Below are 25,855 nucleotides of genomic sequence, written 5' to 3' on the forward strand. Positions count from 1 at the left end.
TGTCGAGGGCGCGGCTGCTGTCGTCATGTCCGATACGTTAACACTTGAACTTTGAGGAACCCAAAGAGATTCTTTGGGGTGCGGAGGGGCCGGGCGGCCGGCGGCCGAGCAGGCAAAACGGCGCCCGGTCCTGGGAGTTGGGACTCCGCGGACCGGGCGCCGGTCGGTTTCACAGGGCGGGACGCGCGCCGGAGTGACGCGTCTTACAGCCCGCCGCCTCGGGGAGGAGGGGTCGTGCGGGTGTGCCGTGCGGGCACCGGAGAGACCCTAGAGCCCGTCCTCCATGCTCTGGTTGGCCGCCAGCCGCTCCTTCTGGCGGTCCACCTTGGCCACGATCTGCTCGGACATCGCGTCCCGCTGCTTGCGCAGCAGCACGAAGCTGAGCGGCGCGGAGATCACGATGGCGAGCAGCAGCAGCCAGATGGTGTTGGAGCTGCCGACGCCGAGCGGAATGATCCCGAAGAAGGCGAGCACCCACACCACGGCGAAGCAGGCGACGAACAGGCCGATGCGAAGGGCGGTGTAGCGGAGCGTGGCGAACTTGGGGCTACTCACGGACGGGACCTTCTTCTCAACGGCAACCGAAAGGGTCTCCGTCCAGTCAAGCACAGCGCCCGGGGCGATCTTCCGGGCCCCCAGCACCGGGCCGCGTCAGTCCAGCTGCCGCCACATCGTGATGTCGTCGCGGAAGTCGCCGTCGGCGACCTTGATCGCTCCGGGGACCCGGCCGACCTCCTCGTAGCCGCAGGATCCATAGAAGCGGGTCAGGCCCATGCCGCCGCGGCAGGTGAGCCGGATGCCGGTGATCCCGTCGATTCCGCGGGCGGCGTCCTCGACGGCGGCCATCAGGGCGCGGCCGGTGCCCCGGCCCTGGAGGGAGGGGTGGACCATGACGGTGTAGACCCACAGCCAGTGGGTCATCAGGCGGTGCGGATTCAGGGTGAGGAAGGCGGTGGCCACCACCCGGTCGTCCTCGTCGCGGCCTATCAGCAGGCGCTTGCGGCCCTTGGCCAGCTCCGTCAGATGCCCGAGCAGATCGGGCCGGATCTCCTCCTGCGTCACGGGCGGGACGAAGCCGACCGCACCGCCGGCGTTGCTGACGTCCGCCCACAACGCGCAGATCCCGTCGCGGACTTCCGGGGTGACAGAAGGGTCCAGGTCGAAACGCACGTTCATGGCCTGGACCCTACTGCGCGCCACTGACAGCGTCAGACGCGCATCGGCTGCGGGGCCTCGCGGCGCTCCGGGTCCGGGCCCGGGTACTCGCGGATGGTCTCGTAGCGGGTGTTGCGCTCCACGGGGCGGAAGCCCGCGTCGCGGATCAGGTCCAGCAGGTCGTCGCGGGTGAGCTTGTTCGGCGTCCCGTAGTTGTCCGCGTCGTGCGTGATCTTGTACTCGACGACCGAGCCGTCCATGTCGTCCGCGCCGTGCTGGAGGGCGAGCTGGGCGGTCTGGACGCCGTGCATGACCCAGAAGACCTTGACGTGCGGGACGTTGTCGAAGAGGAGCCGGGAGACCGCGAAGGTCTTCAGCGCCTCGGCGCCGCTGGCCATGGTCGTCCGCGCCTGGAGCTTGTTGCGGACCTTGCCGTCCTGCATGTCGACGAAGTCGTGCTGGTAGCGCAGCGGGATGAAGACCTGGAACCCGCCGGTCTCGTCCTGGAGTTCGCGCAGCCGCAGGACGTGGTCGACGCGGTGGCGGGGCTCCTCGATGTGCCCGTACAGCATCGTGCACGGGGTCTTGAGGCCCTTCTCGTGCGCGAGGCGGTGGATCCGCGACCAGTCCTCCCAGTGGGTGCGGTGGTCGACGATGTGCTGCCGGACCTCCCAGTCGAAGATCTCGGCGCCGCCGCCGGTCAGCGACTCCAGGCCGGCGTCGATCAGCTCGTCGAGGATCTCCGAGGCGGTCAGGCCGGAGATCGTCTCGAAGTGGTGGATCTCGGTGGCGGTGAACGCCTTCAGGGAGACCTCCGGGAGGGCTTCCTTGAGCGCCTTGAGGGAGCGCGGGTAGTAGCGCCACGGCAGCGTCGGGTGCAGGCCGTTGACGATGTGCAGCTCGGTGAGGTTCTCGTTCTCCATCGCCTTGGCGAGGCGGACGGCCTCCTCGATGCGCATCGTGTACGCGTCCTTCTCGCCCGGCTTGCGCTGGAAGGAGCAGTACGCACAGGACGCGGTGCACACGTTGGTCATGTTGAGGTGGCGGTTGACGTTGAAGTGGACGGCGTCGCCGTTCTTCCGCGTCCGCACCTCATGGGCGAGCCCGCCCAGCCAGGCCAGGTCGTCGGACTCGTAGAGGGCGATGCCGTCCTCGCGGGTCAGCCGCTCCCCGGCGTGGACCTTCGCCTCCAGCTCGCGCTTGAGGCCCACATCCATCGACGCAGCCATCCGGTCGCCTCCCACTATCTGTGTGTGTCACTGGCCGTTTCGTGCGAAAAACGAGCTTCGCCGAGCCTACTCCCCCGGTTTCGCGGCGCACGGAGGCCCCTTGGGGGCCCGGCGGACGGCCTGCGTGACGGGCCCGGGAGGGCCCCGTCGGGAGGCGACCGTCCGCCGCCCGCCGGTGGTCGCCTACGCGTCCTCTTCGGGCAGGTCGCCGACGCGGTTCTCCCACTTGGTGGAGAGCACGATGGTGGTCCGCGTACGGGAGACGCCCTTGGTGCCGGACAGCCGCCGGATGGTGCGCTCCAGCCCGTCCACGTCGCCCACCCGGACCTTGAGCATGTACGAGTCGTCGCCGGCGATGAACCAGCAGTCCTCGATCTCGGCGAGGTCCTTGAGCCGGCGGGCGACGTCCTCGTGGTCGGCCGCGTCCGACAGGGAGATGCCGACCAGGGCGGTGACGCCGAGGCCGAGCGAGGCGGCGTCGACCGTCGCGCGGTAGCCGGTGATCACGCCGGCCGCTTCGAGGCGGTTGATCCGGTCCGTGACGCTGGGTCCGGAGAGGCCGACGAGCCGGCCGAGCTCCGCATAGGAGGCCCTGCCGTTCTCGCGAAGTGCCTGGATGAGCTGCCTATCCACCGCGTCCATGCCCTCTAGCCTTCCAATCTTTCTACTTTTTTGCGTTCTGCATGTAGAATCTAAGGCATCAGGGCTTTCGGCCCTGCGATTCTCTCTACGATCAACGACGATCTGCACAGGAGTTGTCACCGTGTACTCGATCGAGATGGCCTACGCCCGCATGCGCGAGCTTCAGGACCAGGCCAATCGTTCACGTGCCGCCCACCAGCCCGCCACCCCGCGGGCCCGGCGCCGCCTCGGCCGCGCCGCCGCCTCGAAGAAGCGCTAGGGAGCGTCGGGGGCCTCCCCCTTGGAGCCACCCCCCAGCTCCCCCTCCCACCGCCGGTACAAACCGTGCGGCACCTCTGCCGCATCGAGAACCCGGCCCGCGACGAAGTCCACCAGATCCTGGATGTGCGTCGCGCCCGCATAGAACGCCGGAGAGGCGGGCAGCACCACCGCGCCCGCCTCGTCCAGCGCCACCAGGTGCTTCAGCGTCGGACCGCTGAGCGGGGTCTCCCGCACCGCGACCACCAGCCGGCGCCGCTCCTTGAGCGTCACGCTCGCCACCCGCTGGAGCAGATCCTTCGACAGCCCCAGCGCCACCCCGGCCACGCACGCCGTGCTCGCCGGGACGATCAGCATCCCCTTCGCCGGATACGAACCCGACGACGGCCCCGCCGCCAGATCCCCGGCCGGCCAGTACCGGACGGGAGCCAGCGACTCCTCGGTGACCGGGAACGTCTCCGGCTTGCCGTCCGCCCCGCGCGCCAGCCACTCCCGCAGATCCCCGCGCCACTGCGCATCGCGGAAGGCGATCCCGGTCTCGTCCAGCAGGGTCAGCCGCGACGCCCGGCTGACGACGAGGTCCACCGCCTCCCCGGCCGCGAGCAGCCCGCGCACCACGGACGCGGCGAACGGCGTCCCGGACGCGCCGGAGATCCCGACGACCCACGGGCGGCGGCCCGCGTCCGGCTTGCCGGTGTTCGTCTGCTTGCTGATGTCGTTGTGCGGCGGCTCCACGGATCGAGCCTATCCGGCGGAACCACCGGGGCCGTCACGACCGTTCTTACCTGTGCGCCCGGACGGAGCCGGGGAGTCACCGGAACAAGCCGAGGACGAGGGGGCGGAGATGACATCACGGGCCAGGTCCGCGGTCTGCCTGATGCTGGGCTGGATCGCGCTGCTGTGGGTCCTGGAAGGCGTCGACCTCGTCAGCGGCAACGCCCTCGACAGCTTCGGCATCCAGCCCCGGGAGCCCACCGGGCTCCTCGACGTGGTGCCCGCCGCCTTCATCCACTTCGGCTTCGGCCATCTGGCGGCCAACACCCTCCCGCTGCTGGTGCTCGGCTTCGTCGCCGCGCTGCGCAGCGGGATCCGGCGGTTCCTCGCGGTCGTGCTGCTGATCATCCTCGTCAGCGGTGTGGGCGTCTGGCTGACGGCCGCGCCGCACAGCAACACCGCGGGCGCCTCCGGCGTGGTCTTCGGGCTCTTCGGCTTCCTCCTGGTGCGCGGCTTCATCGAGCGCAAGCTCCTGGACATCGGCATCGGCGTGGCCGTCGGCGCGGTCTACGGCTCGATCGTCTGGGGCGCGCTGCCGACCGACAGCGGCATCAGCTGGCAGGCGCATCTGTTCGGGCTGATCGGCGGGGTGCTGGCGGCGTTCGTCTTCCGCGAGCGCGGCCGGGCGGTGACAGCGGGGACGGCCGTCCGACCCGTCCCGTAGTCTGGGGTGTACGGGTACGTACCCGTACCACGGGAGTGGGGAAGGACCACGACGATGTCCGATGCCAACATCCGCATCCCTGAAGAGGCCAAGGAACGGCTCGCCGCCATAGCAGCCGCCGAGGGCCTGTCGCTGCGCGCCTACCTGGCTCGCCTGGCCGAGACCCTGCTCACCCCGGCCGAGCGCGCCGAACGCGCCGAGAAGGCCCGGACCCTGCTGAAGAAGTGGAACGGGTACGCCCCCACCCCGGCCGAGCAGCGGGACCTCGACGGTGAGCTCGACCGGCGCCTGGGCCAGGTGACCCGCCTGTGAGCGACGCCCTGCACATCGTCCTGGACGAGACCGCGATGGCAGCGGCAGGTCAGGGCAACCCCCTCGCTTCACGCCTCATCCACCGCGCCCACACCGAGCCGGGCTGGTATCTGTACGCGCCCGCATGCGCCCTGGTGGAAGCAGACCGCGCCCGGCCCGGCACAGCCGAGCACCTGGCCGCGCTGCCCGGCGTCACCGTCCTGGACCTGGACCTGCCCGCCGCCCTGACCGTGGCACGGCAGCAGACCTGGGCCGCGGCCCACTGCCAGTACACGGCGCAACCCACCCCCGACCGCCCCGACGGCGCGATCGTGGCCACCACCGCTCCACAGCGATGGGGAGGGGAAGCAGTCCGCGTCCTGGACCTCAACGCCTGACACGTGCCGCGGCGAGCTGTGGACCCACCCCGGCTGATCGCCTGGCCGATCGCCGAGGGCTGACCGGCGGCCGGCCGGGACACACCGTCAGGCCGTCCCGGCCGGATCGCCGCTTGCGGGGCGTCAGGGCGTCGGAGCGTCAGGGCGTGGGAGCGTCAGGGCGTCAGACCGCGGACGAACAGGTCGAGCAGCGCGCAGACGAACAGCGCGATCCCGATGAAGCTGTTGACCTGGAAGAACGCCCGGTTGAGGCGCGAGGTGTCGTGCGGGCGGACGATGGCGTGCTCGTAGCAGAAGGCCGCCGCCACGATCACCAGCCCGGCCCAGAAGAAGACGCCGGCGCCGATGGCGACGCCATACCACGCCAGCAGCGCGGTGGTGACGACATGGCACCAGCGCGCCCCCCAGAGCGCGCCCGGCACACCGAAGCGGGCCGGCACGGACATCACGCCGTTCGCCCGGTCCGCCTCGACGTCCTGGCAGGCGTAGATCAGGTCGAAGCCGCCGATCCAGATGCCGACCGCGAGGCCGAGGATCACCGACTCCCAGGACCACTCGCCGGTGATCGCGATCCAGGCGCCGACCGGGGCCATGGCCTGCGCCAACCCGAGGATCGCGTGCGGGAAGTTGGTGAAGCGCTTGCCGTACGGATAGACCACCATCGGGATCACGGCGACCGGCGCCAGCGCCAGGCACAGTGGGTTGAGCAGCGCCGCCGCACCCAGGAAGACGACCACGGCGACCAGCGCACCGGTCCAGGCGGAGCGGACCGAGACCGCGCCGGTGACCAGCTCGCGGCCGGCCGTGCGCGGGTTACGGGCGTCGATCTCCCGGTCGATGATGCGGTTGACGGCCATCGCGAAGGTCCGCAGGCCGACCATGGCGACGGTGACGAGCAGCAGCCGGCCCCAGTGGACGGTCCGGTCCAGCCGGTGCATCGCGGTGAAGGACGCGATGTAGGCGAAGGGCAGCGCGAAGACCGAGTGCTCGATGACGACGAGGCGGAGGAACGCCCGTACCCGGCTGTCCGGCTGTGCGGGCCCCGGGCCGCCGATGACTCCTTCTGCCGCGCTCACAGCCCGTACTCCTTCCAGCGGCGGTCGACCAGCGCGGCCGTCCGCGGGTCCGACTCGACCATGTCCGGCCAGCCGCCGTCTCGTGTGTAGCCCTCCTCGGGCCACTTCTTCGTGGCGTCGATGCCCGCCTTCCCGCCCCAGAACTGCTGGTACGAGGAGTGGTCGAGATGGTCGACGGGGCCTTCGACCACGGTCAGGTCGCGGGCGTAGTCGGTGTTGCCGAGCGCCCGCCAGGAGACCTCGTGGAGGTCGTGCACGTCGCAGTCCGCGTCGACCACCACGATGAGCTTGGTCAGCGACATCATGTGGGCGCCCCAGATGGCGTGCATGACCTTCTGGGCGTGCTTCGGGTACTTCTTGTCGATCGAGACGATCGCGCAGTTGTGGAAGCCGCCGGACTCCGGGAGGTGGTAGTCCACGATGTCCGGGACGATGATCTTGAGGAGCGGGAGGAAGAACCGCTCGGTCGCCCGGCCCAGCGGCCCGTCCTCGGTCGGCGGGCGGCCCACGACGATCGACTGGAGCAGCGGCCGGCGGCGCATCGTGACGCAGTCGATGGTGAGCGCGGGGAACGGTTCCTGCGGCGTGTAGAAGCCGGTGTGGTCCCCGAACGGGCCCTCCGGCAGCATCTCGCCGGGCTCCAGCCAGCCCTCGATGACGACCTCGGCGTTGGCCGGGACCTGGAGCGGGACGGTCTTGCAGTCGACCATCTCGATCCGCTTGCCCTGGAGGAAGCCCGCGAAGAGGTACTCGTCGATGTCGCCCGGCAGCGGCGCGGTCGACGCGTACGTCACGGCCGGCGGGCAGCCGAAGGCGATGGCGACCGGGAGCCGCTCGCCGCGCTTGGCGGCGACCTGGTAGTGGTTGCGGCTGTCCTTGTGGATCTGCCAGTGCATGCCGATGGTGCGCCTGTCGTGGCGCTGGAGGCGGTAGAGGCCCAGGTTGCGGACGCCCGTCTCGGGGTGCTTGGTGTGCGTCAGGCCCAGGTTGAAGAAGGAGCCGCCGTCCTTCGGCCAGGTGAACAGCGCCGGGAGCCGCTCCAGATCGACCTCGTCGCCCTGGAGCACGACCTCCTGGACGGGGGCGTCGCCCTTGACCTTCTTCGGCGGGACATGGGTCATGTTCGCGAGCTTGCCGAACGCCTCGCGGACGCCGACGAACCCCTGCGGCAGCTCCGGCCTGAGCAACCCGCCGATCTTGTCGCTGATGTCCTCGTACGCCTTGAGGCCGAGCGCCTTGAGGAGCCGGCGGTCGGTGCCGTAGACGTTCATCGCCAGCGGCATCGACGAGCCCTTGACGTTCTCGAAGAGCAGCGCCGGGCCACCGGACTTCTGCACCCGGTCCACGATCTCGCCGACCTCCAGATACGGGTCGACCTCGGCCTTGACGCGCTTGAGGTCGCCCTCGCGCTCCAGGGCCCGCAGCAGGGAGCGAAGATCGTCGTAAGCCATGCGCTCCAGTATCCGGTACGCACTACCCTGTACGGGTCACCGGGCCCCGGCGGGAGCCCGCCGCCGTCCGCAGGGGGACCGTCCGCAATGCTCAGGTATCTGCCGTTCCTGCTGGTGCTGGCGCTGTGGATCTACGCCTTCATCGACTGCCTCAACACCCCCGAGTCGCAGGTCCGCGGACTGCCGAAGGTGGTCTGGGTGATCGTCATCCTGCTGTTCGGCGAGGTGCTGGTCGGGCCGATCGCCTGGCTGGTGGCGGGCAAGGCGCGCCACCCGGCGCAGGGCGGCGGCGGCAGCACGCCGTCCGAATGGCACCGCAACCACAGCGCGAGCCCCCGCGGGAACTGGGTGGCCCCGGACGACAACCCCGACTTCCTGCGGTCCCTCAAGGAAGAGAACAAGAAGGACGAGGCGCTGCTGAAGGACTGGGAGGCCGACCTCCGGCGCCGCGAGGAGGAGCTCCGGCGCAAGCAGGAGAACGGGAAGAACGCAGCGGGCACAGAGGGCGCAGACGGCACCGCCGACGGTCCGCAGGGCAAGGGCGGCCACGGCGGCCCGGAGGACACCCCGCCGGCCGCGAAGGACTGAGCCGCAGAGGACCGAGCCGGGCCGCCGTCGCGGCCGTACGGCCCCGTTCCCGTTGCCGGCGCGCGTCCCGGCGAGCAGAGTGGCCGGCATGGACGCACGGGATCAGAGCCGGACGCAGGACTGGGGGCAGGACCGCGACGAGTTCCGGCTGCACGGCGGCGTCGACGGCCACAGCGACCCGACCGGGCACCCCGACCACGTCCAGGAGCAGGCCCGCGCGATGCTCGCGACCGCCGTGGAGGAGGCGAAGGCGGGGCTGGCCGAGGGCGGCATCCCGATCGGGGCGGCGCTCTACGGCCCGGACGGCGCGCTGCTCGGCCGCGGCCACAACCGCCGCGTCCAGGACGGCGATCCGTCGCTGCACGCCGAGGTCGCCGCCTTCCGCGCGGCCGGACGGCAGCGCGGCTACCGCGGCACCACGATGGTCACCACTCTCTCGCCCTGCTGGTATTGCAGCGGTCTGGTCCGCCAGTTCGGCATCTCCCGGGTGGTCATCGGCGAGGCCCGGACCTACCACGGCGGCCATGACTGGCTGGCCCGGCACGGGGTGCGGATCGTGCTGCTGGACGACCCCGAATGCGCGGCGATGATGCGCGAGTTCATCGGGGCGCAGCCGGCGCTGTGGCAGGAGGACATCGGGGGCGGATGAGGCGCCCGGTGCGCCCGCTGTGGCGCGTAATCCGGTGGCCCGCGCGCCGCGCCGTCCGCCAGGATGCGGCCATGAGCACCGGCACCACCGAACCGGCGCGCCGTATCCGGGCGCTGTATACCGCCGAGACCGTCACCGTGTACCAGGCGTACGCGCCCGCACTGGGCCTGCCAGCCGCCCGGGACGGCCGCTTCCCGGCGGCCTGGAAGCGGGACCGGATGACATGGATCAAGCCGTCGTTCCTGTGGATGATGTACCGCTGCGGCTGGGGCGCGAAGGCGGACCAGGAGACGGTGCTCGCCGTCGAGATCGACCGGGCCGGCTTCGACTGGGCGCCCGGCAACGCCTGTCTGTCGCACCACGACCCCGGCGAGTATCCCGACCGGGCGGCCTGGCAGCGGGAGTTGAAGCGGTCGCCGGCGCGGGTGCAGTGGGACCCGGAGCGCGATCTGCGGCTGCGTCCGCTGCCGTATCGTTCGCTTCAGCTGGGGCTCGCCGGCGAGGCGTCGCGGCGCTACGCGGACGCCTGGACGGTCGGCATCCGGGATGTGACGGCGCTGGCGCGCGAGGTCCATGCGCTGGTGCGGGCCGGGGAGCTCACGGCGGCCCGGGCCCTGCTCCCCGAGGAGCGCCCGTACCCGGCGCCCGAGGGAACTCCGGGCGTAAGCCGCGTGTCCTCGTCAATCGCCACAAAGGCGTAGCCGGAGCGGTGCGCCAGTGGTCGCGCGCTTCGTCATGTGACGTATGAGGCGTAGGACCGATCAGCCAACTCTGGTCTGTTCACGGCCAATTGACGCATCGTTCAGCAACCTCCCCCTGCCCGCGAAACTGCCACAACGTCACAGTCGGGACGGCCCACTGAGGGTTCACGCGACTCAGGGAGAGTGGCACAAATGCCCGACATGACCCGACGCAGACTCCTCGGCTCGGCGGCCGGCGCGCTCGGCGGGGCCGCCGCGCTGTCGCTGCTGCCGCCCAGCGTCCAGAAGGCCGTCGCCGCCGGCCCGCCGCGTCACGGCTCGCTCCGCGACATCGAGCACGTCGTCATGCTGATGCAGGAGAACCGTTCTTTCGACCACTACTTCGGCACCCTGCGCGGCGTCCGCGGCTTCGCGGACCCGCACGCGATCAAGCTCCCCGACGGCCGGTCCGTCTTCTACCAGCCGGACCCGCAGAACCCGGACGGGTATCTGCTGCCGTTCCGCCTCAACACCCACACCTCCAGCGCCCAGGCCATCCCGTCCACCAGCCACGCCTGGTCCGTGCAGCACGAGGCGTGGAACGGCGGCAGGATGGACCGCTGGCTGCCGGCGCACCGCAAGGCCGACGGCGTCAACGGCCCGTACGTGATGGGCTACCACACCCGCCAGGACATCCCGTTCCAGTTCGCCCTCGCGGAGGCGTTCACCCTCTGCGACAACTACTTCTGCTCGGTCTTCGGCCCGACCTGGCCCAACCGTCTGTACTGGATGACCGGCACCCTCGACCCCCGCGGCACCCGCGGCGGCCCGATCCTCGACAACACCGCGCCCAGGGCGTACCGCTGGACCACGTACGCGGAGCGGCTGGAGAAGGCCGGCGTCAGCTGGAAGGTCTACCAGGAGGAGGACGACTACGGCTGCAATCTGCTCAAGCAGTTCCAGACGTTCCGGGACTCCAAACCGGGCAGCGCGCTGTACGAGCGCGGGATGCGGCCGGGGCCGGCCGGCGCCTTCGAGGAGGCCGCCCGCAACGACCGACTGCCGGCCGTCTCCTGGATAATCCCCACCAGCTACCAGTCCGAGCACCCCGACTACCTGCCGGCCGCCGGCGCCGACTTCGTGGCCCAGAAGATCGAGGCCATCGCCAGCAACCCCAAGGTGTGGGCCAAGACGGCCTTCATCCTCAACTACGACGAGAACGACGGCCTCTTCGACCATGTGCCGCCGCCGGTGCCGCCCAAGGGGACGAAGGACGAGTTCGTGCACGGCCTGCCCATAGGCGGCGGCTTCCGTGTCCCGTGCCTGATCGTCTCGCCCTGGACGGTGGGCGGCTGGGCGGCCGGCGACGCCTTCGACCACACCTCGGTGCTCCAGTTCCTGGAGCGTTTCACGGGCGTCGAGGAGCCCAACATCAGCGCCTGGCGGCGGGACACGTTCGGCGATCTGACCTCGGCGTTCGGGTTCCACACCCCGGCGCACCACCCGCCGCGGCTGCCGCACGACACCGCCCAGCAGCTGTCCGAGGCGAAGTGGGAGGTGGCGCATCTGCCCAAGCCGAAGCTGCCGGGGGCCGCGCAGAAGCCGCCGCAGCAGGAGCACGGCGGGCGCAAGCGCCGCTGACCGCTCCCTGAACCGCGCCCCGACCGTTCCCCGACCACGTCGACGACCTCGCTCCGGCCTCGTCTCCGACCGCATCCCCGACCGCATCCGTGATGTCCCTGCCTACGACGGTGCCGTACGGGGCCGGCCTCGTGGTGAGGCCGTCTCCGTACGGCACCGGTACGTCGCGGCGCGGACCGCGGGGCGGCTCAGACTCCGGCGTAGGAGTGCAGGCCGGTGACGAAGATGTTCACGCCGTAGTAGTTGAAGAGGTAGCAGGCGAAGGCGATCAGGCCCAGCCAGGCGGCCTTGCGGCCCTTCCAGCCGGCGGTCGCGCGGGCGTGCAGGTAGCAGGCGTACGCGACCCAGGTGATGAAGGACCAGACCTCCTTGGGGTCCCAGCCCCAGTAGCGGCCCCAGGCGGCCTCGGCCCAGATGGCGCCCGCGATGATGGTGAACGTCCACAGCGGGAAGACGGTGGCGTTGACGCGGTAGGCGAACTTGTCGAGCGAGGCGGCCGAGGGCAGCCGTTCCAGCACGGAGGTGGCGAAGGCGCCGGGCTGCTTGCCCTGCGGGTCGGCGAGCTTGGCCTCGTGGCGGTCGCGGAAGAGGAACAGCAGCGTGGCGACCGCGCCCATGTAGAGCACCGCGCCGGAGAGGATCGCGCAGGAGACGTGGATCCACAGCCAGTACGAGTGCAGCGCGGGCACCAGCTGGTCGCTGGCGGTGTACAGCACGCTGACGGCCAGGCCCAGGTCGAGCAGGACGGTGGTGACCAGCGGCAGGCCGATCCAGCGGACGTTCTTCTTGAAGAGCAGCAGGGCCAGGTAGAGGGTCACCGCGACCGCACCGAAGGTCGTGGAGAACTCGTACATGTTGCCCCAGGGGGCGCGCTGCACGGACAGGGCGCGGGTGATCACACCGCCCACGTGGAGCGCCCAGGCCAGGACGGTCAGCGAGATGGCGATCCGGCCGTAGAGGTCGCCCTTCTCGGTGCCGCCGTGCGCGCCGGGGCCGTCCGGGACGTCGCGGGCGCCGGCCACGGCCTTGGTGATGACCTTCGGCCGCTCCAGGACGGCGGTACCGCCCTTCTGCGCGACCTGGACGGACACCGTCGTCGGCGCCTTGGCCTCGGTGGTCAGGGCCGCGGCGGTACGGCCGACCCTGCTGCGGCTGCCGAACACCCACTCGGCCATGTGGGCCACGAAGGCGAGGGTGTAGACAGCCATCGCCGAATAGACCAGCAGATTGCTGTTGTGAGCCAGTGTCTCGTTGGCTGCGGCAGCGAGGTTCACGCGCGCGCTCCTTCGGAGGGGTCAGCAGGATCGGCAGAGTCGGTGGGCTCCGTCGGGTCTTGGTCGGTGCGGGCCGCGGGCCCGTCCGTGGCTTCCGTATCGGGCTGTGGCCCGGCGTCCGGGGCGATGGGGGCGTCGGGCACCAGCGCCACGGCGAGGCCGGCCAGTTCTTCCGGCAGCCGGGCCGATTCGCTGCGTCCGAGGCCGGCCATCTCGACGACGGTGACGCCGTCCGCACCCTTCTCCGCGCGCACCCACACCCGGCGCCGCTGGATGAACAGCGAGGCGGCCAGGCCGACCAGGGCGGCGACCGCGCCGGTCAGCGCGAGGCCGTTGCCGGGCTGGTGGGTGATCTTGAAGCTGGCCCAGGTCTTGATGCCGTCGAAGGTGATGGAGCCCTCGCCGTTGGGGAGCCGCATCGTGGACTCGGCCTCGATCTCCTGCGGCGACAGCGTGGCACCGGAGTGGCTCATCATCTGCGTCGCCCGGTCCTTGGGCAGCAGCATCTTCTTGAAGATGTCGCCGCCGGCGTCCTTGTACTGCTTCAGCCGCTTGGTGTCGAGCTGGTAGACGTTCTGCGGGAGCCCGGAGTCCATGCCGAGGTCGCCGTGCCAGGCGTTCACCGACAGGACGGGGAAGTCCGGCGCGGGGAACTGGGAGAACATCGAGCCGGAGTTCTTGCCGCCGAAGGTCGGGACGAACAGCGCCTGGAAGCCCAGCTGGTTGCGCTTGCCGTCCTTGGTCTCGGCGCCCGGCACCTTCACCACACCGGAGGAGGTGAAGTTCTTCGGGTCCTGCGGGAGGAACGGCACCGCGCCGTGGTAGACGACCTGGCCGCGGCCGTCCTTGACGGTGACGACCGGCGCATAGCCGTGGGAGAGCAGGTAGACCTTGTAGCCCTCGACGTCGAGCGGGGTGTTCACCTCCAGCGCCCTCTTGTGCTCCGTGCCGTCCGCGCCGGTGAAGTAGCTGATGTTGGCGCGGAAGGTGCGGGGGGTGCCCTTCTGGGGGCCGGTCCGCTCGTAGGTGGCGTCGAACGAGTTCATGGTGAAGCCGAACGGCGCCATGGTGTCGGTGTCGAAGAACGGCCCCGACTTGAAGTCGTCGTACTGGGTGAGGCTGTTGGAGAAGCCGTCGCCCTCGGTGATCAGCTTGCCGCCCTCGGACTTCCACAGGCTGCCGACGGCGAACGCCACCAGCATCACGATCAGGGCGACGTGGAAGACGAGGTTGCCGACCTCACGGAGGTAGCCCTTCTCGGCGGCGACCGCGGTGCCGGACCGGTGGGCCCGGAAGCGGCGCTTCTTCAGCATCCGCCCGGCCGCCTCCAGGACCTCCTCGGGGTCCGCCTCCGTGCGCCACGTGGTGTACGCGGGAAGCCGGGTCAGCCGGCGCGGGGCGGCCGGCGGGCGACCGCGCAGCTGCCCGACGAACTGCCAGCTGCGCGGCACGATGCAGCCGATCAGTGAGATGAACAGCAGCAGGTAGATCGCCGAGAACCAGACCGAGCTGTAGACGTGGAACATCCCCAGCTTGTCGTAGACCTCGCCGAGGGTGGTGTGCTGGGCCTTGAACTGGTCGACCTTGACCGGGTCGATGCTGGTCTGCGGGATCAGGGAACCGGGGATCGCGCCGATCGACAGCAGGAAGAGCAGCAGCAGCGCCACCCGCATCGAGGTCAGCTGCCGCCAGAACCAGCGCGCCCAGCCGAGGGGGCCGAGCGAGGGGAGGCCGATGTCCTCCTGGGGCGCGGTGGAGAGCTGGGATCCGGCGGCGCCGAGATCACTGGCCGGGTCCGCGGCGGCGTCCGGCTCGCCGGTGGTGTCGGTCTTGGTGGACATCAATCAGATCCCAACGGTGGAGCTTTGCGTCCAGCTCTGGAGCTCGGACATCAGGCTGTCCCAGACGCCGGTGACGAGGAGGATGCCGAGGGCGACCATCATGCCGCCGCCGATCCGCATGACCCACACGTAGTGCCGCTTGACCCAGCCGAACGCCCCGAGCACCCGGCGGAAGGCGAGCGCCACGGCGATGAACGGCAGGCCCAGCCCCAGACAGTAGGCGACGGTCAGCAGGGCACCGCGGACGGCGCTGGCCTGGTAGAGGGAGAGGGTGTTGACGGCGGTGAGGGTGGGGCCCAGGCACGGGGTCCAGCCGACGCCGAAGAGCATCCCGATCACCGGCGCGCCGGCCAGTCCCATGGCGGGCTTCTTGTGGAAGCGCAGTTCGCGCTGGCCGAAGCGTTTGAGCACGCCCGCGAAGGCCAGCCCGAGCAGGATCATCAGCACGCCGAGGACGCGCGAGATGGTGTCCTTGTAGTTCTGGAGGTTCTGCCCGAAGAACCCGAAGAGGGCGCCGGTGGAGACGAAGACGGCGGTGAAGCCGAGGACGAAGAGGGAGGCGCCGGCCAGCATCCGGCCGCGCCGGGCCTCCGCCAGGTCGGTGCCGGTGACGCCGGTGACGTACGACATGTAGCCCGGGACCAGCGGCAGGACGCAGGGGGAGAAGAACGAGACCAGTCCGGCGAAGAGGGCGACGGGCACCGCGGCGAGCAGCGCGCCGGAGAGGACGGTCTGGCTCTGCGCGGTGGCGGCGAGCGCGATCACGCGATCACTTCTCGGCGATCAGCGGGTCGACCATCTTGCGCAGGTCGTCCTCGGCGAGCGGGCCGATCGAGCGGGCGGCGATCCGGCCGTGCTTGTCGATGGCGATCGTGGAGGGGATGGACTGCGGGTTGAGGCTGCCCTTGGGGAAGCGCAGCATCAGCCGGCCGGTCGGGTCGAACAGGCTCGGGTACGGCACCTGGTGCTGTTCCTCGAACTGGTTGGCCTGCGACTTCTCGGAGTCGCGGGTGTTGATCCCGATGAACTGGACGCCCTTGTCCTTGGTGTCGTTCGCGACCTTGGCGAAGTTCGGGGCCTCGGCGATGCAGGGCCCGCACCACGACCCCCAGACGTTGATGATGACGACCTTGCCCTTGTAGTCGGCCACGTCCAGCTTCTTGCCGGTGGTGGTCTCGCCGGACAGGTCGGGCGCCGGCTGCCGCTCGTCGGGCTTGACGGTGTCGACGCCGTTCTTGCCCTGGACGAACCGGGTCTGCGCCGAGCCGCCGGAGGCGCCGTCCCCGCAGGCGCTCAGCGTCAGCGAGGCCACCGCGGCTCCTGCGGCGAGCAGGGCGAGACGGCGCCGGCTCGTGAGGCGGCGGGGGGCGCGGCTGTCACACATGTGAAAAGTTTCGCATGGGCTGATTCCGGATCTTCCGCGCCCCCCTCGCACCGCCGCGCCCTCACCAAACAGGCATGTCAGGCGGGTCCCGAGGGTCGCTGCCGGCCCCTCCCGGCGCGGCTTGCGAGACTCCGATCTCGGACAGCGACAGATACGTCCTCCAGCCGCCGTCCGGCTCCTCGCCGACGCCGATCTGCTGGAGCTTGCGGACTATTCGGGGGTCCTGGGCGTCTATCCAGTCGGTGAACTGCCGGAAGGACACCAGCCGGACGTCCTTGTTCCGCTCGTTGGCTATGTGCTTGAGCGCTTCCTCGACGGCGTCCATGTAGATGCCGCCGTTCCACTCCTCGAAGTGGTTGCCGATGAAGAACGGCGCGCGATTGGTCTCGTAGGCCCGGCGGAATCCGGAGATATACGCGTCGGTGGCCTGCTGGCGCCAGCCCGGGTAGTTGGCCGGCGGTGCCTTGGTGGAATTCTTCGACTGGTTGAAGAGGATGTTGTAGTCCATCGAGAGCACCTCGAAAGGGTGACCGGGGAACGGTATCTGCTGGAGCGGGAAGTCCCAGATCCCGTGCTTCTTCCTGGGCCACATCTGGAGGCCGCCGGGGGAACTCGCGTCATAGCGCCAGCCCAGTTCCCGGACGATGGGCAGCAGGTTTTCCTGGCCGAGCAGGCAGGGCGTACGGCCGCCGACCAATTCCTTGCGGTAGTCGAAGGGCAGCGGTTCCGCCTCCGCAAAGCCGGTGTGGGTACGCCACTTGGTGACGAATTGCACCGCCTGGTCTATCTCGGATTGCCAGTGCTCGGGCGTCCAGTGCTTGACGCTGCCGCCGCCGGAGCAGAAGTGGCCGTTGAAGTGGGTGCCGACCTCGTGGCCGTCCAGCCATGCCGCGCGCACATTGGTCAGGGTTTCCCTGATGTGCGTATCGCTGAGATAACCGATGGCGGAGGCGCCCGGCTCGTTGTTCGGCGGGAGATAGAGGTGCTTCTTCTCCTCGGGCAGCAGATACAGCCCGGAGAGGAAGAAGGTCATGGACGCGCCGTGGTCCTTGGCGAGCTTCCGGAACCGGGGGAAGAGGCCGTTGCCGACCTCTCCCGCCCCGTCCCAGGAGAAGATGACGAACTGCGGCGGGGTCTGGCCGGGCTCCAGCCGCTCGGGCGCGCCGGGCTGATGGGGCTGCTCCCCGTAATTCGCCGTCGAACCGTCGCCGATGAGGTTCGGACGCGCCTGCACCGAGTTCTCCACCCGCTGCTTCTCCAGCCCACCCCGGCCGGCGGACGAGCACCCGGCGACGCCCAGTGCCGCGGCTGCTCCCACTCCCATCCCCAGCAAGCCCCGCCGACTTATCGCGCCCATACCGTCGTCCCCATCCGTGCTCGACGAACCCAATACCCATATAAACGGACATCGGTGTAGAGAGCATGTCGGGGGGTGAGGATCCGCGCTAATCGCTCACACTTTTCATTTCTGCCGAATATGACATTCCGCCATATGACGTCTTTTCAGGCCCCAAAAGCCTTGGCCTTCCCCTTGACGGGTTTGGCGCCGGCCAGGAGGTGGGAGGGAACCAGGTCGCGCGCCGGCTCGCTGTACCCCACCGAGATGATCTTGTCGCCGTGGAACGTGAACGACGTCAGCGAGGCGAGCGTGCACTGCCGCTTCCGCGGGTCGTGCCACAGCCGGCGCCGCTCGGCGAAGCTGCGGACGATCCAGATCGGCAGCTGATGGCTGACCGCCACCGCCTCGTGCCCGCGGGCCGCGTCCCGCGCCGCACCGAGCGCCGCCATCATCCGGACGACCTGCTCGATGTACGGCTCGCCCCACGACGGCCGGAACGGATTCGTCAGGTACTTCCAGTTGCCCGGCTTCTTCAGCGCGCCGTCGCCCACCCCGAAGGTCTTGCCCTCGAAGACGTTGGCCGCCTCGATCAGCCGCTCGTCGGTCGTCGTCGCCAGCCCGTGCAGCCCGGCGATCGGCGCCGCCGTCTCCTGCGCGCGCTCCAGCGGCGAGGCCACCACATGGGTGATGTCCCGCTCCGCGAGGTGCTCGGCGACCCGGTCGGCCATCTTCCGCCCCAGGTCGGAGAGGTGGTAGCCGGGCCGGCGCCCGTAGAGCACACCCTCGGGGTTGTGCACCTCGCCGTGCCGCATCAGATGCACGACGGTGATGTCCTGGCTGCTCATGTCACCCATCTCCCGGTCCGCCCCCCTCACGCCGTCGCCTCGGCCGCGGCCCGCGCGGCGGCCGGCAGCGCGGCGGCGATCCGCTCGACGGCCGCGGCGTCGTGCGCGGTCGACACGAACCAGGACTCGAACGCGGACGGCGGGAGGTAGACGCCCTGCGCCAGCATCGAGTGGAAGAAGGCGGTGAAGCGGAACGACTCCTGCCGCTTGGCCGCCTCGTAGTCGGTGACCTCGGCATCCGCGAAGAAGACCGAGAACATGTTCCCGGCGACCTGGAGCCGGTGCGCCACGCCCTCCTTGGCCAGCGCCGCGGTGACCAGGCCCCGCACCTCCGCCGAGACCGCGTCGACCTTCTCGTACGCGGCGTCGTCCAGCAGCCGCAGCTGCGCCACACCCGCGGCGGTGGCGATCGGGTTCCCGGACAGGGTGCCCGCCTGGTAGACGGGTCCGGCCGGCGCCAGATGCGCCATCACCTCGGCGCGCCCGCCGAACGCCGCGGCCGGGAAGCCGCCACCCATGACCTTCCCGAAGGTCATCAGATCCGGACGAACTCCATCAATTCCATACCAGCCGGCCTTGCTGACCCGGAAGCCGGTCATGACCTCGTCGGAGATGTAGAGCGCGCCGTTCTCGGAGCAGAGGTCCGCAAGGCCCTGGTTGAAGCCGGGCAGCGGCGGCACGACGCCCATGTTGCCCGGCGACGCCTCGGTGATGACACAGGCGATCTCGCCCGGGTGCGCGGCGAACGCGGCGCGCACCGCCTCGATGTCGTTGTACGGCAGCACGATGGTGTCGCCGGCCTGTGCGCCGGTCACACCGGGGGTGTCCGGCAGCCCGAAGGTCGCCACACCCGAACCGGCCGCGGCCAGCAGCGCGTCGACGTGCCCGTGGTAGCAGCCGGCGAACTTGACCACCTTCGCCCGGCCGGTGAACCCGCGCGCCAGCCGGATCGCCGACATCGTCGCCTCGGTGCCGCTGGAGACCAGCCGCACCTGCTCGACCGGCGCGATCCGCGCCACGATCTCCTCGGCCAGCTCGACCTCGCCGGCGCCGGGCGTCCCGAAGGACGTACCGCGGGCGACCGCCTCCTGGACCGCGGCGATCACCTCGGGGTTCGAGTGGCCGAGGATCATCGGTCCCCACGAGCACACCAGGTCGACATACTCCCGACCATCGGCATCGGTGAGGTACGGACCGGTACCGGACACCATGAACCGGGGCGTACCGCCCACGGCCCGGAACGCCCGCACCGGAGAATTCACGCCGCCCGGCGTCACGACGGACGCGCGGTCGAACAGCGACTGCGAAACAGGGGCTTCATACGGAAAAGACACAGTGATCCTGACCTGCACAAACGGTGGGAGGGCGGCGGCGCGCGGACACGGCCCGGCGGACAAGGGTGCGGGAATCCACGCGCGGACGCCGTTCGGCACCGCTTGATTCCCTCTTGGTTTCTTTTTCGTTCCTCTCGCTCACGACCGGGCGTCAGCCCCCGCGCGTCTGCGAAACTGGGGCGTCGTACGAGTAAGTCACGCAAGCAATGGTCTCAGAGGCGCACGGGGGCGTGCGGCCGGGCGTTTCACGCGCCGGTGACGGGGGAGGTCTCTGAGACGATGATCGGGTTGCGCGGCTGGGGCTGCGAGTGGTCGGGTGGAGATATGCATCGCGGTGGCGAACTGGGCGAGGGAACCGATGACCGGGGTCCCGAGCGCGCCCAGCGCGGCCGTCACCGGCGCGAGGGGACCGAGGACATCACGGACGACCGGCGCGAGAACACCGAAAGCGTTACGGGCGGGGAAACCAGGGGCGCGCGCATGGGGGTGACCTACAAATACTTCGGCGCCCCCAACGGCGCCACGGCCGCCCGCGTCCCGATCTCCATGCGCCCCGAGGAACTCGGCGGTGACGAGCTCGGTATGGGCGGCATGTTCTCCAAGATCAAGCCGGAGACGATGGCCGCCATGGTCCTCACCGGTATAGAGGGCATACCGCTCCATAAGGTTCCCCCGCTGGAACTGGTCGTCCTCCACCCCGACTACGCCGTCGTGAAGCTCCCCATGACCGTGGTCGACCCGCTGCGCGGCGTCGGCGAGGAGTCGGTCGGCGCGGCTGCCTTCATCTGGTCCACCGTCCCCGACCGCGGCGGCCCGCGCGACGCGTTCAGCGTCTACCAGCTGCTGCACGAGTGGCAGGACTTCAGCCACCGGCTGCACGAGGCAGGCCACCAGGCCTACTGCCTGGTGTGGCCGTGACGCGTGGTGCGGTCCTGACGTCCCGTGTGGCGCTGACGCCCGGTGTGGCGCTGACACCTGGTGCGGCACTGACGCGTGGCCCGGGATTCCGGGTCTCCGGGCTGCCGCGGGAATGACCGGGCCGGTGCCGCAGACCGGTGGCCGCGGCAGGGGAGCCCACGCGGCGTCTGGCGAGCGGCGGGCGGCGTCCGGCGGGCAGCGCAGCGCGTAAGGCGGCGTGCGGGGCGGTGCGTCCGGACCCGGTGCGTCCGGACCTGCGCCGCCGCGGGGCGCGCCTCGTAGGGCAGCGTCACCACGTGGGGCGGGCCGAGACTCCGCCGTCCACGACGAGGTCGTGGCCGGTGATCCAGGCGGCCATCGGCGAGGCGAGGAAGACGCAGGCGTCGCCGATGTCCTCGGGCCGGCCCAACCGCCCGGTGGGCGCCGCCTGTTGCCAGCGGCGCACCCCCTCGGGCCAGTCCTCGGCGAGGCCGGGCCGGGCGATCAGCCCCGGCGAGACGCTGTTGACACGGATCCCGTACGGCCCGTACTCCAGCGCCGCCGACCGGGCGTGCATCACCACCGCCGCCTTCGAGGCGCAGTAGTGGGCGTGCCGCGGCGCCGGCCGGTCCGCCTCGATGGAGGCGATATGGGTCACCGACCCGCCGCCGCCCGCGCGCATCACCTCCGCGGCGGCCTGGGTGCAGGCGAACACGCTGTGCACGTTGGGGTCCGCCACGGCCCGCCAGTCGGCCAGCGACATGCCCGCCAGCTCCTGCGTGGGCTGCACCCCGGCGTTGTTCACCAGCCCGGTCAGCCGCCCCCGCCACCCGGCGGCCTCCGTGACCAGCCGGTGGCACTCCTCTTCCACGGCCAGGTCGGCACCGAGCGCCAGCGCGCGCCCGCCGTCCCGCTCGATCCGCTCGACCAGCGCCCGCGCGGCCCCGCCGCCCGCCCGGTAATGCACCACGACGTCCGCCCCCGCAGCCGCGAACCGCAGCGCGATGCCCTGCCCGATACCGCCCGCGGCACCGGTGACGAGCACGACCTGCCCGGTCAGGTCGGGGAGCGCGGAGCCGACGGGGCGAAGGGGGGCGTCCTGGCGGCCGGGAGCGCCTGGGCGCCCTGGGTCGCCGGAATTACTTGGGTGGCAGGGGTGCACCGAGTGCGCCGAGTGCGCCGTGTGGTCTGGCTGATCTGGTTGGTCTGGCTGATCTGGTTGGTCTCGATGGTCTCGGTGGCCAGGGTGTTCCGGGGGGCCGAGGTGGCCGGATTTCCGCTGCTGGTCGGGGAGTTCGGGAGTAGCCGCCCCTCCCGCGGCGTTCGGCAGACCAGGGGCCGTCGGCTCTGTCATGGTCGGCTCAGCGCCCCGATCCGGGCCGTCTCCTGCGGGAACCGCGCGGTCAGCTGCCCCGCGTCCCCGTGCTCGTAGTCCTCGAAGGTGAAGCCGGGCGCCATGGTGCAGCCGAAGAGCGTCCAGGCGCCGCCCTCGGCGACCTCGGCCGCCATCCAGGTGCCGGCCGGGACCGTGAACTGCACGTGCTGGCCGCCCAGTACGTCCGACCCGAGGACGACCGTACGGGCCACGGCTCCGCCACCGCCGGTCCCGTTGCCGCCGTTCCCACTGTCGCCGCTCCCGCTGCCGGCCTCGGCAGTAGCCGTGACCGTGGCCGTACGGCCGGCCTCGGAGAGGAGGAGCAGGGTGAGCGGGTCGCCCCGGTAGAAGTGCCAGATCTCGTCGGTGGGCAGGCGGTGCAGCGCCGAGAAGACGCCCGGTTCGGCGGTCAGCAGCATGACGATCGCCGACCCCTCGGGCCGTCCGTCGGGCCGCTGGGGCCCGGCCCACGTGCGCCGGTACCAGCCGCCCTCACGGGGCAGCGGCGCCAGCCCGTAGAACTCGATCAACTCCTGGGGGAACCGCTCCCTGGGCATCGCGGGGTGCTCGTCCATCGGCCTGGCCGCCTCCCACTCGTCCGCCGTGCCCGCGCCGCCGGGTCGTCGCCTCACCCGTTCCGGCAGCGCCGGGCGTCGCCTCACCCTAGGGGCGAGGGGGGCGCGGAATGCGGACCCGGCGGCAGAATCGGGCCATGTCTGCTGCCGCTGCTCCTTTCGGTTCCGGTGCGTCCGGAGCCTCTGATTCCGGTCCGTCCGGAGCTTCCGGTTCCGTTGCCCCTGATGCCTCGGCCGCCCTCGGCGCCCCGGCCGCTCTCGACGGGGCGCTCTGGGAGACCGTCGACGGGCTCGTGCGCTGGCTCGACCGGGAAAGTCCGCTGCCGCCGGAGCAGGAGCGGCTGCTGCGGATCCTCAAGCTCTCCGAGGAGGCGGGCGAGGTCGCCCAGGCGGTCATCGGGGCCGTCGGCCAGAACCCGCGCAAGGGCCACAGCCACACCTGGGACGACGTCCACAGTGAGCTGTGCGATGTCATCGTCACGGCGATGGTGGCCCTGCGCACGCTGACGCCTGACGCGCAGCGGGTGTTCGAGGGGAATCTGGCGCGGGTCGCGGGGCGGGTGCCGGGGCCCTCGGCCCCGGCCTGAGGACTGCTCTGGAGGACTGCTCTGGAGGACTGCTCCTGAGCGCTGTCCCTGAGAACTCTTCCTGAGAACTCTTCCCGGACGCTGTCCGTGGGAGCTGTGCCTGAGCGCTGCTCCTGAGCGTGCCTGTGGGGGCTGCGAGGAGTCGGCGGGGAGGCGGCCTCCGGGTCGTCCGCCCCGCCACTCCTGACGACACATCAGCGGATGCGGCCGTTTCTCAGGGGGCTTCGGTCGCCCCTCAGGTGGAATCGTTCGCCCCTCAGGGGGCTTCTGCCGTGAGATAGCGCTGGACCGTGGGACCCAGCCAGGCGACGAGTTCGTCATGGGTGAGGTCGACGGCCGGCGGGACGTGCAGGACGTAGCGGCACAGCGCCATGCCCAGGATCTGCGACCCGACCAGGGCGGCGCGGGTCGGCGCCTCCTCCGGCACCTCGCAGATCGCGTCGAGCAGTGGCCGCACCTGCTCGGCGAAGACCTGTCGCATGCGCTCCGCGCCCGCCTCATTGGTCACGCCGACGCGCATCATCCCGGTCAGCGTCTCGTCGCTCTCCCAGAGCTCGACGAAGTGGCGCACGAGCCGGGCGCCCCGCTCCTCGGGCGGCACCGCGGTGAGGTCCGGGGCGTGCAGATCGATCTCCGAGGCGGCGGCGAAGAGGCCTTCCTTGTTGCCGTAGTAGCGCATCACCATCGACGGATCGATGCCGGCATCTCGCGCGATGGCGCGGATCGTGGCGCGCTCGTAGCCGTCGGCGGCGAAGCGGTCGCGGGCGGCGGCGAGGATCGCGGCGCGGGTGGCGGCGGAGCGGCGGGGGCGCGGATGCTGCCCGGCGTCGGGGGCCGAGGAGGCGACCGGGGGCGGGTCGAGGTCCACGTCGGGGGTGATCGCGGGCCTGCCGGAGGGGGCACTTTCGGGCATACCAACAACTGTAGGCCAACGACTGTTGACGTGCCAGACGCGGGTGCCCTACGCTTGCCAACAAGCGTTGACCAACACGCGTTGGCACAGGAGGCGGCAGTCATGGACGCACTCAACCGCAAGCCCGGAGACACCAGCACCCACCCCAGCAGCGGCACCGCGACCGCACGCCCCGCGGGGGGCGGCGCCGAGGGCCGTGACGCGGACGTCCTCGTCGTCGGCGCGGGCCCGACGGGGCTGCTGCTCGCCGGAGACCTCGCCGAGGCCGGCCTCGCCGTCACGCTCCTGGAGCGCCGCGACGACACCACCAGCAATCTCAGCCGCGCCCTCGCCGTGCACGCCCGCTCGCTGGAGCAACTGGACGCCCGCGGGCTCGCCGATGAGCTGGTCGCCGGCGGCCACCGGCTCACCGGCCTCCAGGTGTTCGGTGATGCGGTGCTCGCCGCCGGCCGACTCCCGTCCCGCTTCCCCTTCGTTCTGATAACGCCGCAGTACGAGGTCGAGCGGCTGCTGGAGCGCCGCGCCCGGCAGGCCGGCGTCACCTTCCGGTACGGGTCCGAGGTGCTGGGCCTCGACCAGGACGCGGACGGGGTGACGGTGCGCTTCCGCACGGCGGAGGGCATCGGCAGTTCCCGGGCGTCCTATGCGGTCGGCACCGACGGCGGGCGCAGCACCGTCCGGGAGGCCATCGGCCTGCCCTTCCCCGGCAAGGCGGTGATCCGCTCCGTGGTGCTCGCCGATGTCCGCCTGGCCCAGGAGCCCGACTCCGCCTTCTCCGTCAACGCCACCCGTGACGCCTTCGGCCTGATCGGCTCGTTCGGCGACGGCTGGTACCGCGCCATCGGCTGGAACCGCCATGTCCAGCGGGACGACGACGCCCCCGTGGATCTCGCCGAGGTCCGCGAGGTCACCCGGCTCGCCTTCGGCACCGACTTCGGTATGCACGACGCCCGTTGGGTCTCGCGCTTCCGCAGCGACGAGCGCCAGGCTCCCGCCTACCGCGTCGGCCGGGTCTTCCTCGCCGGCGACGCCGCGCACGTCCACTCCCCGGCCGGCGGCCAGGGGATGAACGTCGGCCTTCAGGACGCGGCCAACCTCAGCTGGAAGCTGACGGCGGTGCTGAAGGGCCACTCCCCCGACAGCCTGCTGGACAGCTATCAGGCCGAGCGCCATCCGGTCGGCACGAAGGTGCTGCGGAGCAGCGGCGCGATCATCCGGCTCGCGCTGGTGCAGTCCGCGGCGGGCCGCGCCGCCCGCGGGTTCGGCGCCCAGCTCATCAACCGTCTGCCGCCGCTGTCCCGCCGCGCGATCGGCAACGTCTCCGGCATCGACATCGCCTATCGGGCCGAGCGCGGCGCGCACGCGCTCGCCGGCCGCCGGGCCCCGGACGTCCAGCTGGCCGACGGCAGCCGCCTCTACGAGCTCCTCCGCCAGGGCAAGTTCGTCCTCATCGCTCCCGGGGACGAAGCCCTCGCAGCGGCGGCGGACGCGGGCACCGGCTCCGTTCCCTCCCCCGACCGCGTCGTCACCGCCTCCTGGCGGAGCGACCGCCGCACCGCCCTCCTGGTGCGCCCCGACGGCCATATCGCCTGGGCCACCGATGCCACCGCCCCCGCCGCGCGTGCCGCGTCCCTCCACACCGCCCTCGCCCACTGGACCGGCGCGCCGGCCGGCCCCGCCCCCGCGGACGCGGTCCGCCCCGCCGCGCGAATACAGCCGGACCCTCTCGGCTGAGGCCCGCGCCGCTGCTGGCTGACGGCCCACGCCGACCGGGATCGCCAGGCCCGCCGGCGCCGGGTTCCCCGGCACCGGGTTCTCTCGGCACCGGGTTCTCTCGGCACCGGGTTCTGCCGACACCGGGTTCCGCCGACACCGGGTTCCGCCGACACCAGGTTCCGCCGACACCAGGTTCCGCCGACACCAGGTTCTGCCGACACCGGGTTCTGTCGGCCCCCGGCGGCGATCCGTGCCCCGTCCCCGCCCGGGCTCGGCCTT

Annotated in this window: 28 protein-coding genes; 11 read left to right on the top strand and 17 right to left on the bottom strand. The window is 71.1% G+C overall.

Features of this window, described 5'->3' with window-relative positions; genetic code table 11:
* Positions 1 to 267: 267 nt before the first annotated feature.
* The 4 genes from IEZ17_RS15395 to IEZ17_RS15410 all read right to left on the bottom strand — a co-directional run bounded on the left by IEZ17_RS15395 (position 268) and on the right by IEZ17_RS15410 (position 3,026).
* On the bottom strand, positions 268 to 555 hold the full coding sequence (locus IEZ17_RS15395; RefSeq protein WP_189300392.1) for a DUF4229 domain-containing protein: 288 nt from the start codon (positions 553 to 555) through the stop codon (positions 268 to 270).
* 96 nt (positions 556 to 651) lie between these two features.
* Complete coding sequence (locus tag IEZ17_RS15400; RefSeq protein ID WP_189300394.1) at positions 652 to 1,176, bottom strand: GNAT family N-acetyltransferase; 525 nt, start codon at positions 1,174 to 1,176, stop codon at positions 652 to 654.
* Between the two features lie 32 nt (positions 1,177 to 1,208).
* Positions 1,209 to 2,372: an aminofutalosine synthase MqnE gene (mqnE, locus tag IEZ17_RS15405; RefSeq protein WP_189300508.1), complete on the bottom strand. Its 1,164-nt coding sequence runs from the start codon at positions 2,370 to 2,372 to the stop codon at positions 1,209 to 1,211.
* 195 nt (positions 2,373 to 2,567) lie between these two features.
* Positions 2,568 to 3,026, bottom strand: coding sequence for an Lrp/AsnC family transcriptional regulator (locus tag IEZ17_RS15410; protein WP_189300396.1), 459 nt, complete (start codon positions 3,024 to 3,026; stop codon positions 2,568 to 2,570).
* Positions 3,027 to 3,147: 121 nt separating this feature from the next.
* Here IEZ17_RS15410 and IEZ17_RS15415 point away from each other — a divergent pair, with 121 nt between their 5' ends.
* Positions 3,148 to 3,285, top strand: a complete 138-nt coding sequence (locus IEZ17_RS15415; protein ID WP_189300398.1) for a hypothetical protein — start codon at positions 3,148 to 3,150, stop codon at positions 3,283 to 3,285.
* Here IEZ17_RS15415 and IEZ17_RS15420 read toward each other — a convergent pair.
* Positions 3,282 to 4,019, bottom strand: coding sequence for a UbiX family flavin prenyltransferase (locus IEZ17_RS15420; RefSeq protein ID WP_189300400.1), 738 nt, complete (start codon positions 4,017 to 4,019; stop codon positions 3,282 to 3,284). The genes IEZ17_RS15415 and IEZ17_RS15420 overlap by 4 nt on opposite strands.
* A 109-nt stretch (positions 4,020 to 4,128) precedes the next feature.
* On the opposite strand from IEZ17_RS15420, the gene IEZ17_RS15425 reads away from it, so the two are divergent.
* From IEZ17_RS15425 to IEZ17_RS15435, 3 genes are read left to right on the top strand one after another with little or no spacing between them, the layout of a single operon-like run.
* Complete coding sequence (locus tag IEZ17_RS15425) at positions 4,129 to 4,722, top strand: rhomboid family intramembrane serine protease (RefSeq protein ID WP_189300402.1); 594 nt, start codon at positions 4,129 to 4,131, stop codon at positions 4,720 to 4,722.
* A gap of 54 nt (positions 4,723 to 4,776) precedes the next feature.
* Positions 4,777 to 5,034 carry a hypothetical protein gene (locus tag IEZ17_RS15430; RefSeq protein ID WP_189300404.1) on the top strand — a complete coding sequence of 86 codons (258 nt, stop codon included), beginning with the start codon at positions 4,777 to 4,779 and terminating at the stop codon, positions 5,032 to 5,034.
* The gene (locus tag IEZ17_RS15435) at positions 5,031 to 5,411 is read left to right on the top strand and encodes a PIN domain-containing protein (protein WP_189300406.1); all 381 of its coding nucleotides are present in this window, start codon (positions 5,031 to 5,033) and stop codon (positions 5,409 to 5,411) included. The genes IEZ17_RS15430 and IEZ17_RS15435 overlap by 4 nt, the downstream gene beginning before the upstream one ends.
* 155 nt (positions 5,412 to 5,566) lie before the next feature.
* On the opposite strand, the gene mqnP is transcribed toward IEZ17_RS15435, so the two are convergent.
* On the bottom strand, positions 5,567 to 6,487 hold the full coding sequence (gene mqnP, locus IEZ17_RS15440; protein WP_189300408.1) for a menaquinone biosynthesis prenyltransferase MqnP: 921 nt from the start codon (positions 6,485 to 6,487) through the stop codon (positions 5,567 to 5,569).
* Complete coding sequence (locus IEZ17_RS15445; RefSeq protein ID WP_189300410.1) at positions 6,484 to 7,938, bottom strand: menaquinone biosynthesis decarboxylase; 1,455 nt, start codon at positions 7,936 to 7,938, stop codon at positions 6,484 to 6,486. Before IEZ17_RS15445 ends, mqnP begins: the two co-directional genes overlap by 4 nt.
* A gap of 87 nt (positions 7,939 to 8,025) precedes the next feature.
* On the opposite strand from IEZ17_RS15445, the gene IEZ17_RS15450 reads away from it, so the two are divergent.
* From IEZ17_RS15450 to IEZ17_RS15465, 4 genes are all read left to right on the top strand, one after another.
* The gene (locus IEZ17_RS15450) at positions 8,026 to 8,526 is read left to right on the top strand and encodes a PLD nuclease N-terminal domain-containing protein (protein ID WP_189300411.1); all 501 of its coding nucleotides are present in this window, start codon (positions 8,026 to 8,028) and stop codon (positions 8,524 to 8,526) included.
* Between the two features lie 88 nt (positions 8,527 to 8,614).
* On the top strand, positions 8,615 to 9,175 hold the full coding sequence (locus IEZ17_RS15455) for a nucleoside deaminase (RefSeq protein ID WP_229852281.1): 561 nt from the start codon (positions 8,615 to 8,617) through the stop codon (positions 9,173 to 9,175).
* Between the two features lie 71 nt (positions 9,176 to 9,246).
* On the top strand, positions 9,247 to 9,876 hold the full coding sequence (locus tag IEZ17_RS15460; protein ID WP_189300413.1) for a DUF4291 domain-containing protein: 630 nt from the start codon (positions 9,247 to 9,249) through the stop codon (positions 9,874 to 9,876).
* 192 nt (positions 9,877 to 10,068) lie between these two features.
* A complete protein-coding gene (locus tag IEZ17_RS15465) occupies positions 10,069 to 11,496 on the top strand; it encodes an alkaline phosphatase family protein (RefSeq protein WP_189300415.1) in 1,428 nt (475 codons plus the stop codon).
* 188 nt (positions 11,497 to 11,684) lie between these two features.
* Here the strand turns inward: IEZ17_RS15465 and ccsB are convergent, their stop codons facing one another.
* The 7 genes from ccsB to hemL form a co-directional block, all read right to left on the bottom strand.
* Positions 11,685 to 12,770, bottom strand: coding sequence for a c-type cytochrome biogenesis protein CcsB (ccsB, locus tag IEZ17_RS15470; protein WP_189300417.1), 1,086 nt, complete (start codon positions 12,768 to 12,770; stop codon positions 11,685 to 11,687).
* On the bottom strand, positions 12,767 to 14,611 hold the full coding sequence (resB, locus tag IEZ17_RS15475) for a cytochrome c biogenesis protein ResB (protein ID WP_189300418.1): 1,845 nt from the start codon (positions 14,609 to 14,611) through the stop codon (positions 12,767 to 12,769). The genes ccsB and resB overlap by 4 nt, the downstream gene beginning before the upstream one ends.
* Before the next feature lie 3 nt (positions 14,612 to 14,614).
* Positions 14,615 to 15,376, bottom strand: a complete 762-nt coding sequence (locus IEZ17_RS15480; protein ID WP_189300420.1) for a cytochrome c biogenesis CcdA family protein — start codon at positions 15,374 to 15,376, stop codon at positions 14,615 to 14,617.
* A gap of 4 nt (positions 15,377 to 15,380) precedes the next feature.
* Positions 15,381 to 15,995 carry a TlpA family protein disulfide reductase gene (locus tag IEZ17_RS15485; RefSeq protein WP_189300421.1) on the bottom strand — a complete coding sequence of 205 codons (615 nt, stop codon included), beginning with the start codon at positions 15,993 to 15,995 and terminating at the stop codon, positions 15,381 to 15,383.
* 61 nt (positions 15,996 to 16,056) lie between these two features.
* Positions 16,057 to 17,352 carry a polysaccharide deacetylase family protein gene (locus IEZ17_RS15490; protein ID WP_229852282.1) on the bottom strand — a complete coding sequence of 432 codons (1,296 nt, stop codon included), beginning with the start codon at positions 17,350 to 17,352 and terminating at the stop codon, positions 16,057 to 16,059.
* Between the two features lie 146 nt (positions 17,353 to 17,498).
* On the bottom strand, positions 17,499 to 18,179 hold the full coding sequence (locus tag IEZ17_RS15495; protein ID WP_189300423.1) for a histidine phosphatase family protein: 681 nt from the start codon (positions 18,177 to 18,179) through the stop codon (positions 17,499 to 17,501).
* A gap of 26 nt (positions 18,180 to 18,205) precedes the next feature.
* On the bottom strand, positions 18,206 to 19,513 hold the full coding sequence (hemL, locus tag IEZ17_RS15500) for a glutamate-1-semialdehyde 2,1-aminomutase (protein WP_189300425.1): 1,308 nt from the start codon (positions 19,511 to 19,513) through the stop codon (positions 18,206 to 18,208).
* Positions 19,514 to 19,837: 324 nt separating this feature from the next.
* Here hemL and IEZ17_RS15505 point away from each other — a divergent pair, with 324 nt between their 5' ends.
* Positions 19,838 to 20,431 carry a hypothetical protein gene (locus IEZ17_RS15505; RefSeq protein WP_189300427.1) on the top strand — a complete coding sequence of 198 codons (594 nt, stop codon included), beginning with the start codon at positions 19,838 to 19,840 and terminating at the stop codon, positions 20,429 to 20,431.
* A gap of 289 nt (positions 20,432 to 20,720) precedes the next feature.
* On the opposite strand, the gene IEZ17_RS15510 is transcribed toward IEZ17_RS15505, so the two are convergent.
* Together IEZ17_RS15510 and IEZ17_RS15515 are read right to left on the bottom strand one after the other, a co-directional pair.
* On the bottom strand, positions 20,721 to 21,470 hold the full coding sequence (locus tag IEZ17_RS15510) for an SDR family NAD(P)-dependent oxidoreductase (protein WP_189300512.1): 750 nt from the start codon (positions 21,468 to 21,470) through the stop codon (positions 20,721 to 20,723).
* A 290-nt stretch (positions 21,471 to 21,760) separates the two neighbouring features.
* The gene (locus IEZ17_RS15515) at positions 21,761 to 22,360 is read right to left on the bottom strand and encodes a cupin domain-containing protein (protein WP_189300429.1); all 600 of its coding nucleotides are present in this window, start codon (positions 22,358 to 22,360) and stop codon (positions 21,761 to 21,763) included.
* A 137-nt stretch (positions 22,361 to 22,497) separates the two neighbouring features.
* Between IEZ17_RS15515 and IEZ17_RS15520 the strand changes: the two genes are divergently transcribed.
* On the top strand, positions 22,498 to 22,947 hold the full coding sequence (locus tag IEZ17_RS15520) for a MazG-like family protein (RefSeq protein WP_373299826.1): 450 nt from the start codon (positions 22,498 to 22,500) through the stop codon (positions 22,945 to 22,947).
* Between the two features lie 256 nt (positions 22,948 to 23,203).
* Here the strand turns inward: IEZ17_RS15520 and IEZ17_RS15525 are convergent, their stop codons facing one another.
* Positions 23,204 to 23,860: a TetR/AcrR family transcriptional regulator gene (locus tag IEZ17_RS15525; protein WP_189300431.1), complete on the bottom strand. Its 657-nt coding sequence runs from the start codon at positions 23,858 to 23,860 to the stop codon at positions 23,204 to 23,206.
* Positions 23,861 to 23,962: 102 nt separating this feature from the next.
* Between IEZ17_RS15525 and IEZ17_RS15530 the strand changes: the two genes are divergently transcribed.
* The gene (locus tag IEZ17_RS15530) at positions 23,963 to 25,594 is read left to right on the top strand and encodes an FAD-dependent monooxygenase (protein ID WP_189300432.1); all 1,632 of its coding nucleotides are present in this window, start codon (positions 23,963 to 23,965) and stop codon (positions 25,592 to 25,594) included.
* The last annotated feature ends 261 nt before the right edge of the window (positions 25,595 to 25,855 follow it).

Source organism: Streptomyces albospinus (genome assembly GCF_014648695.1).
GTDB classification, from domain to species: Bacteria; Actinomycetota; Actinomycetes; order Streptomycetales; family Streptomycetaceae; genus Streptomyces; species Streptomyces albospinus.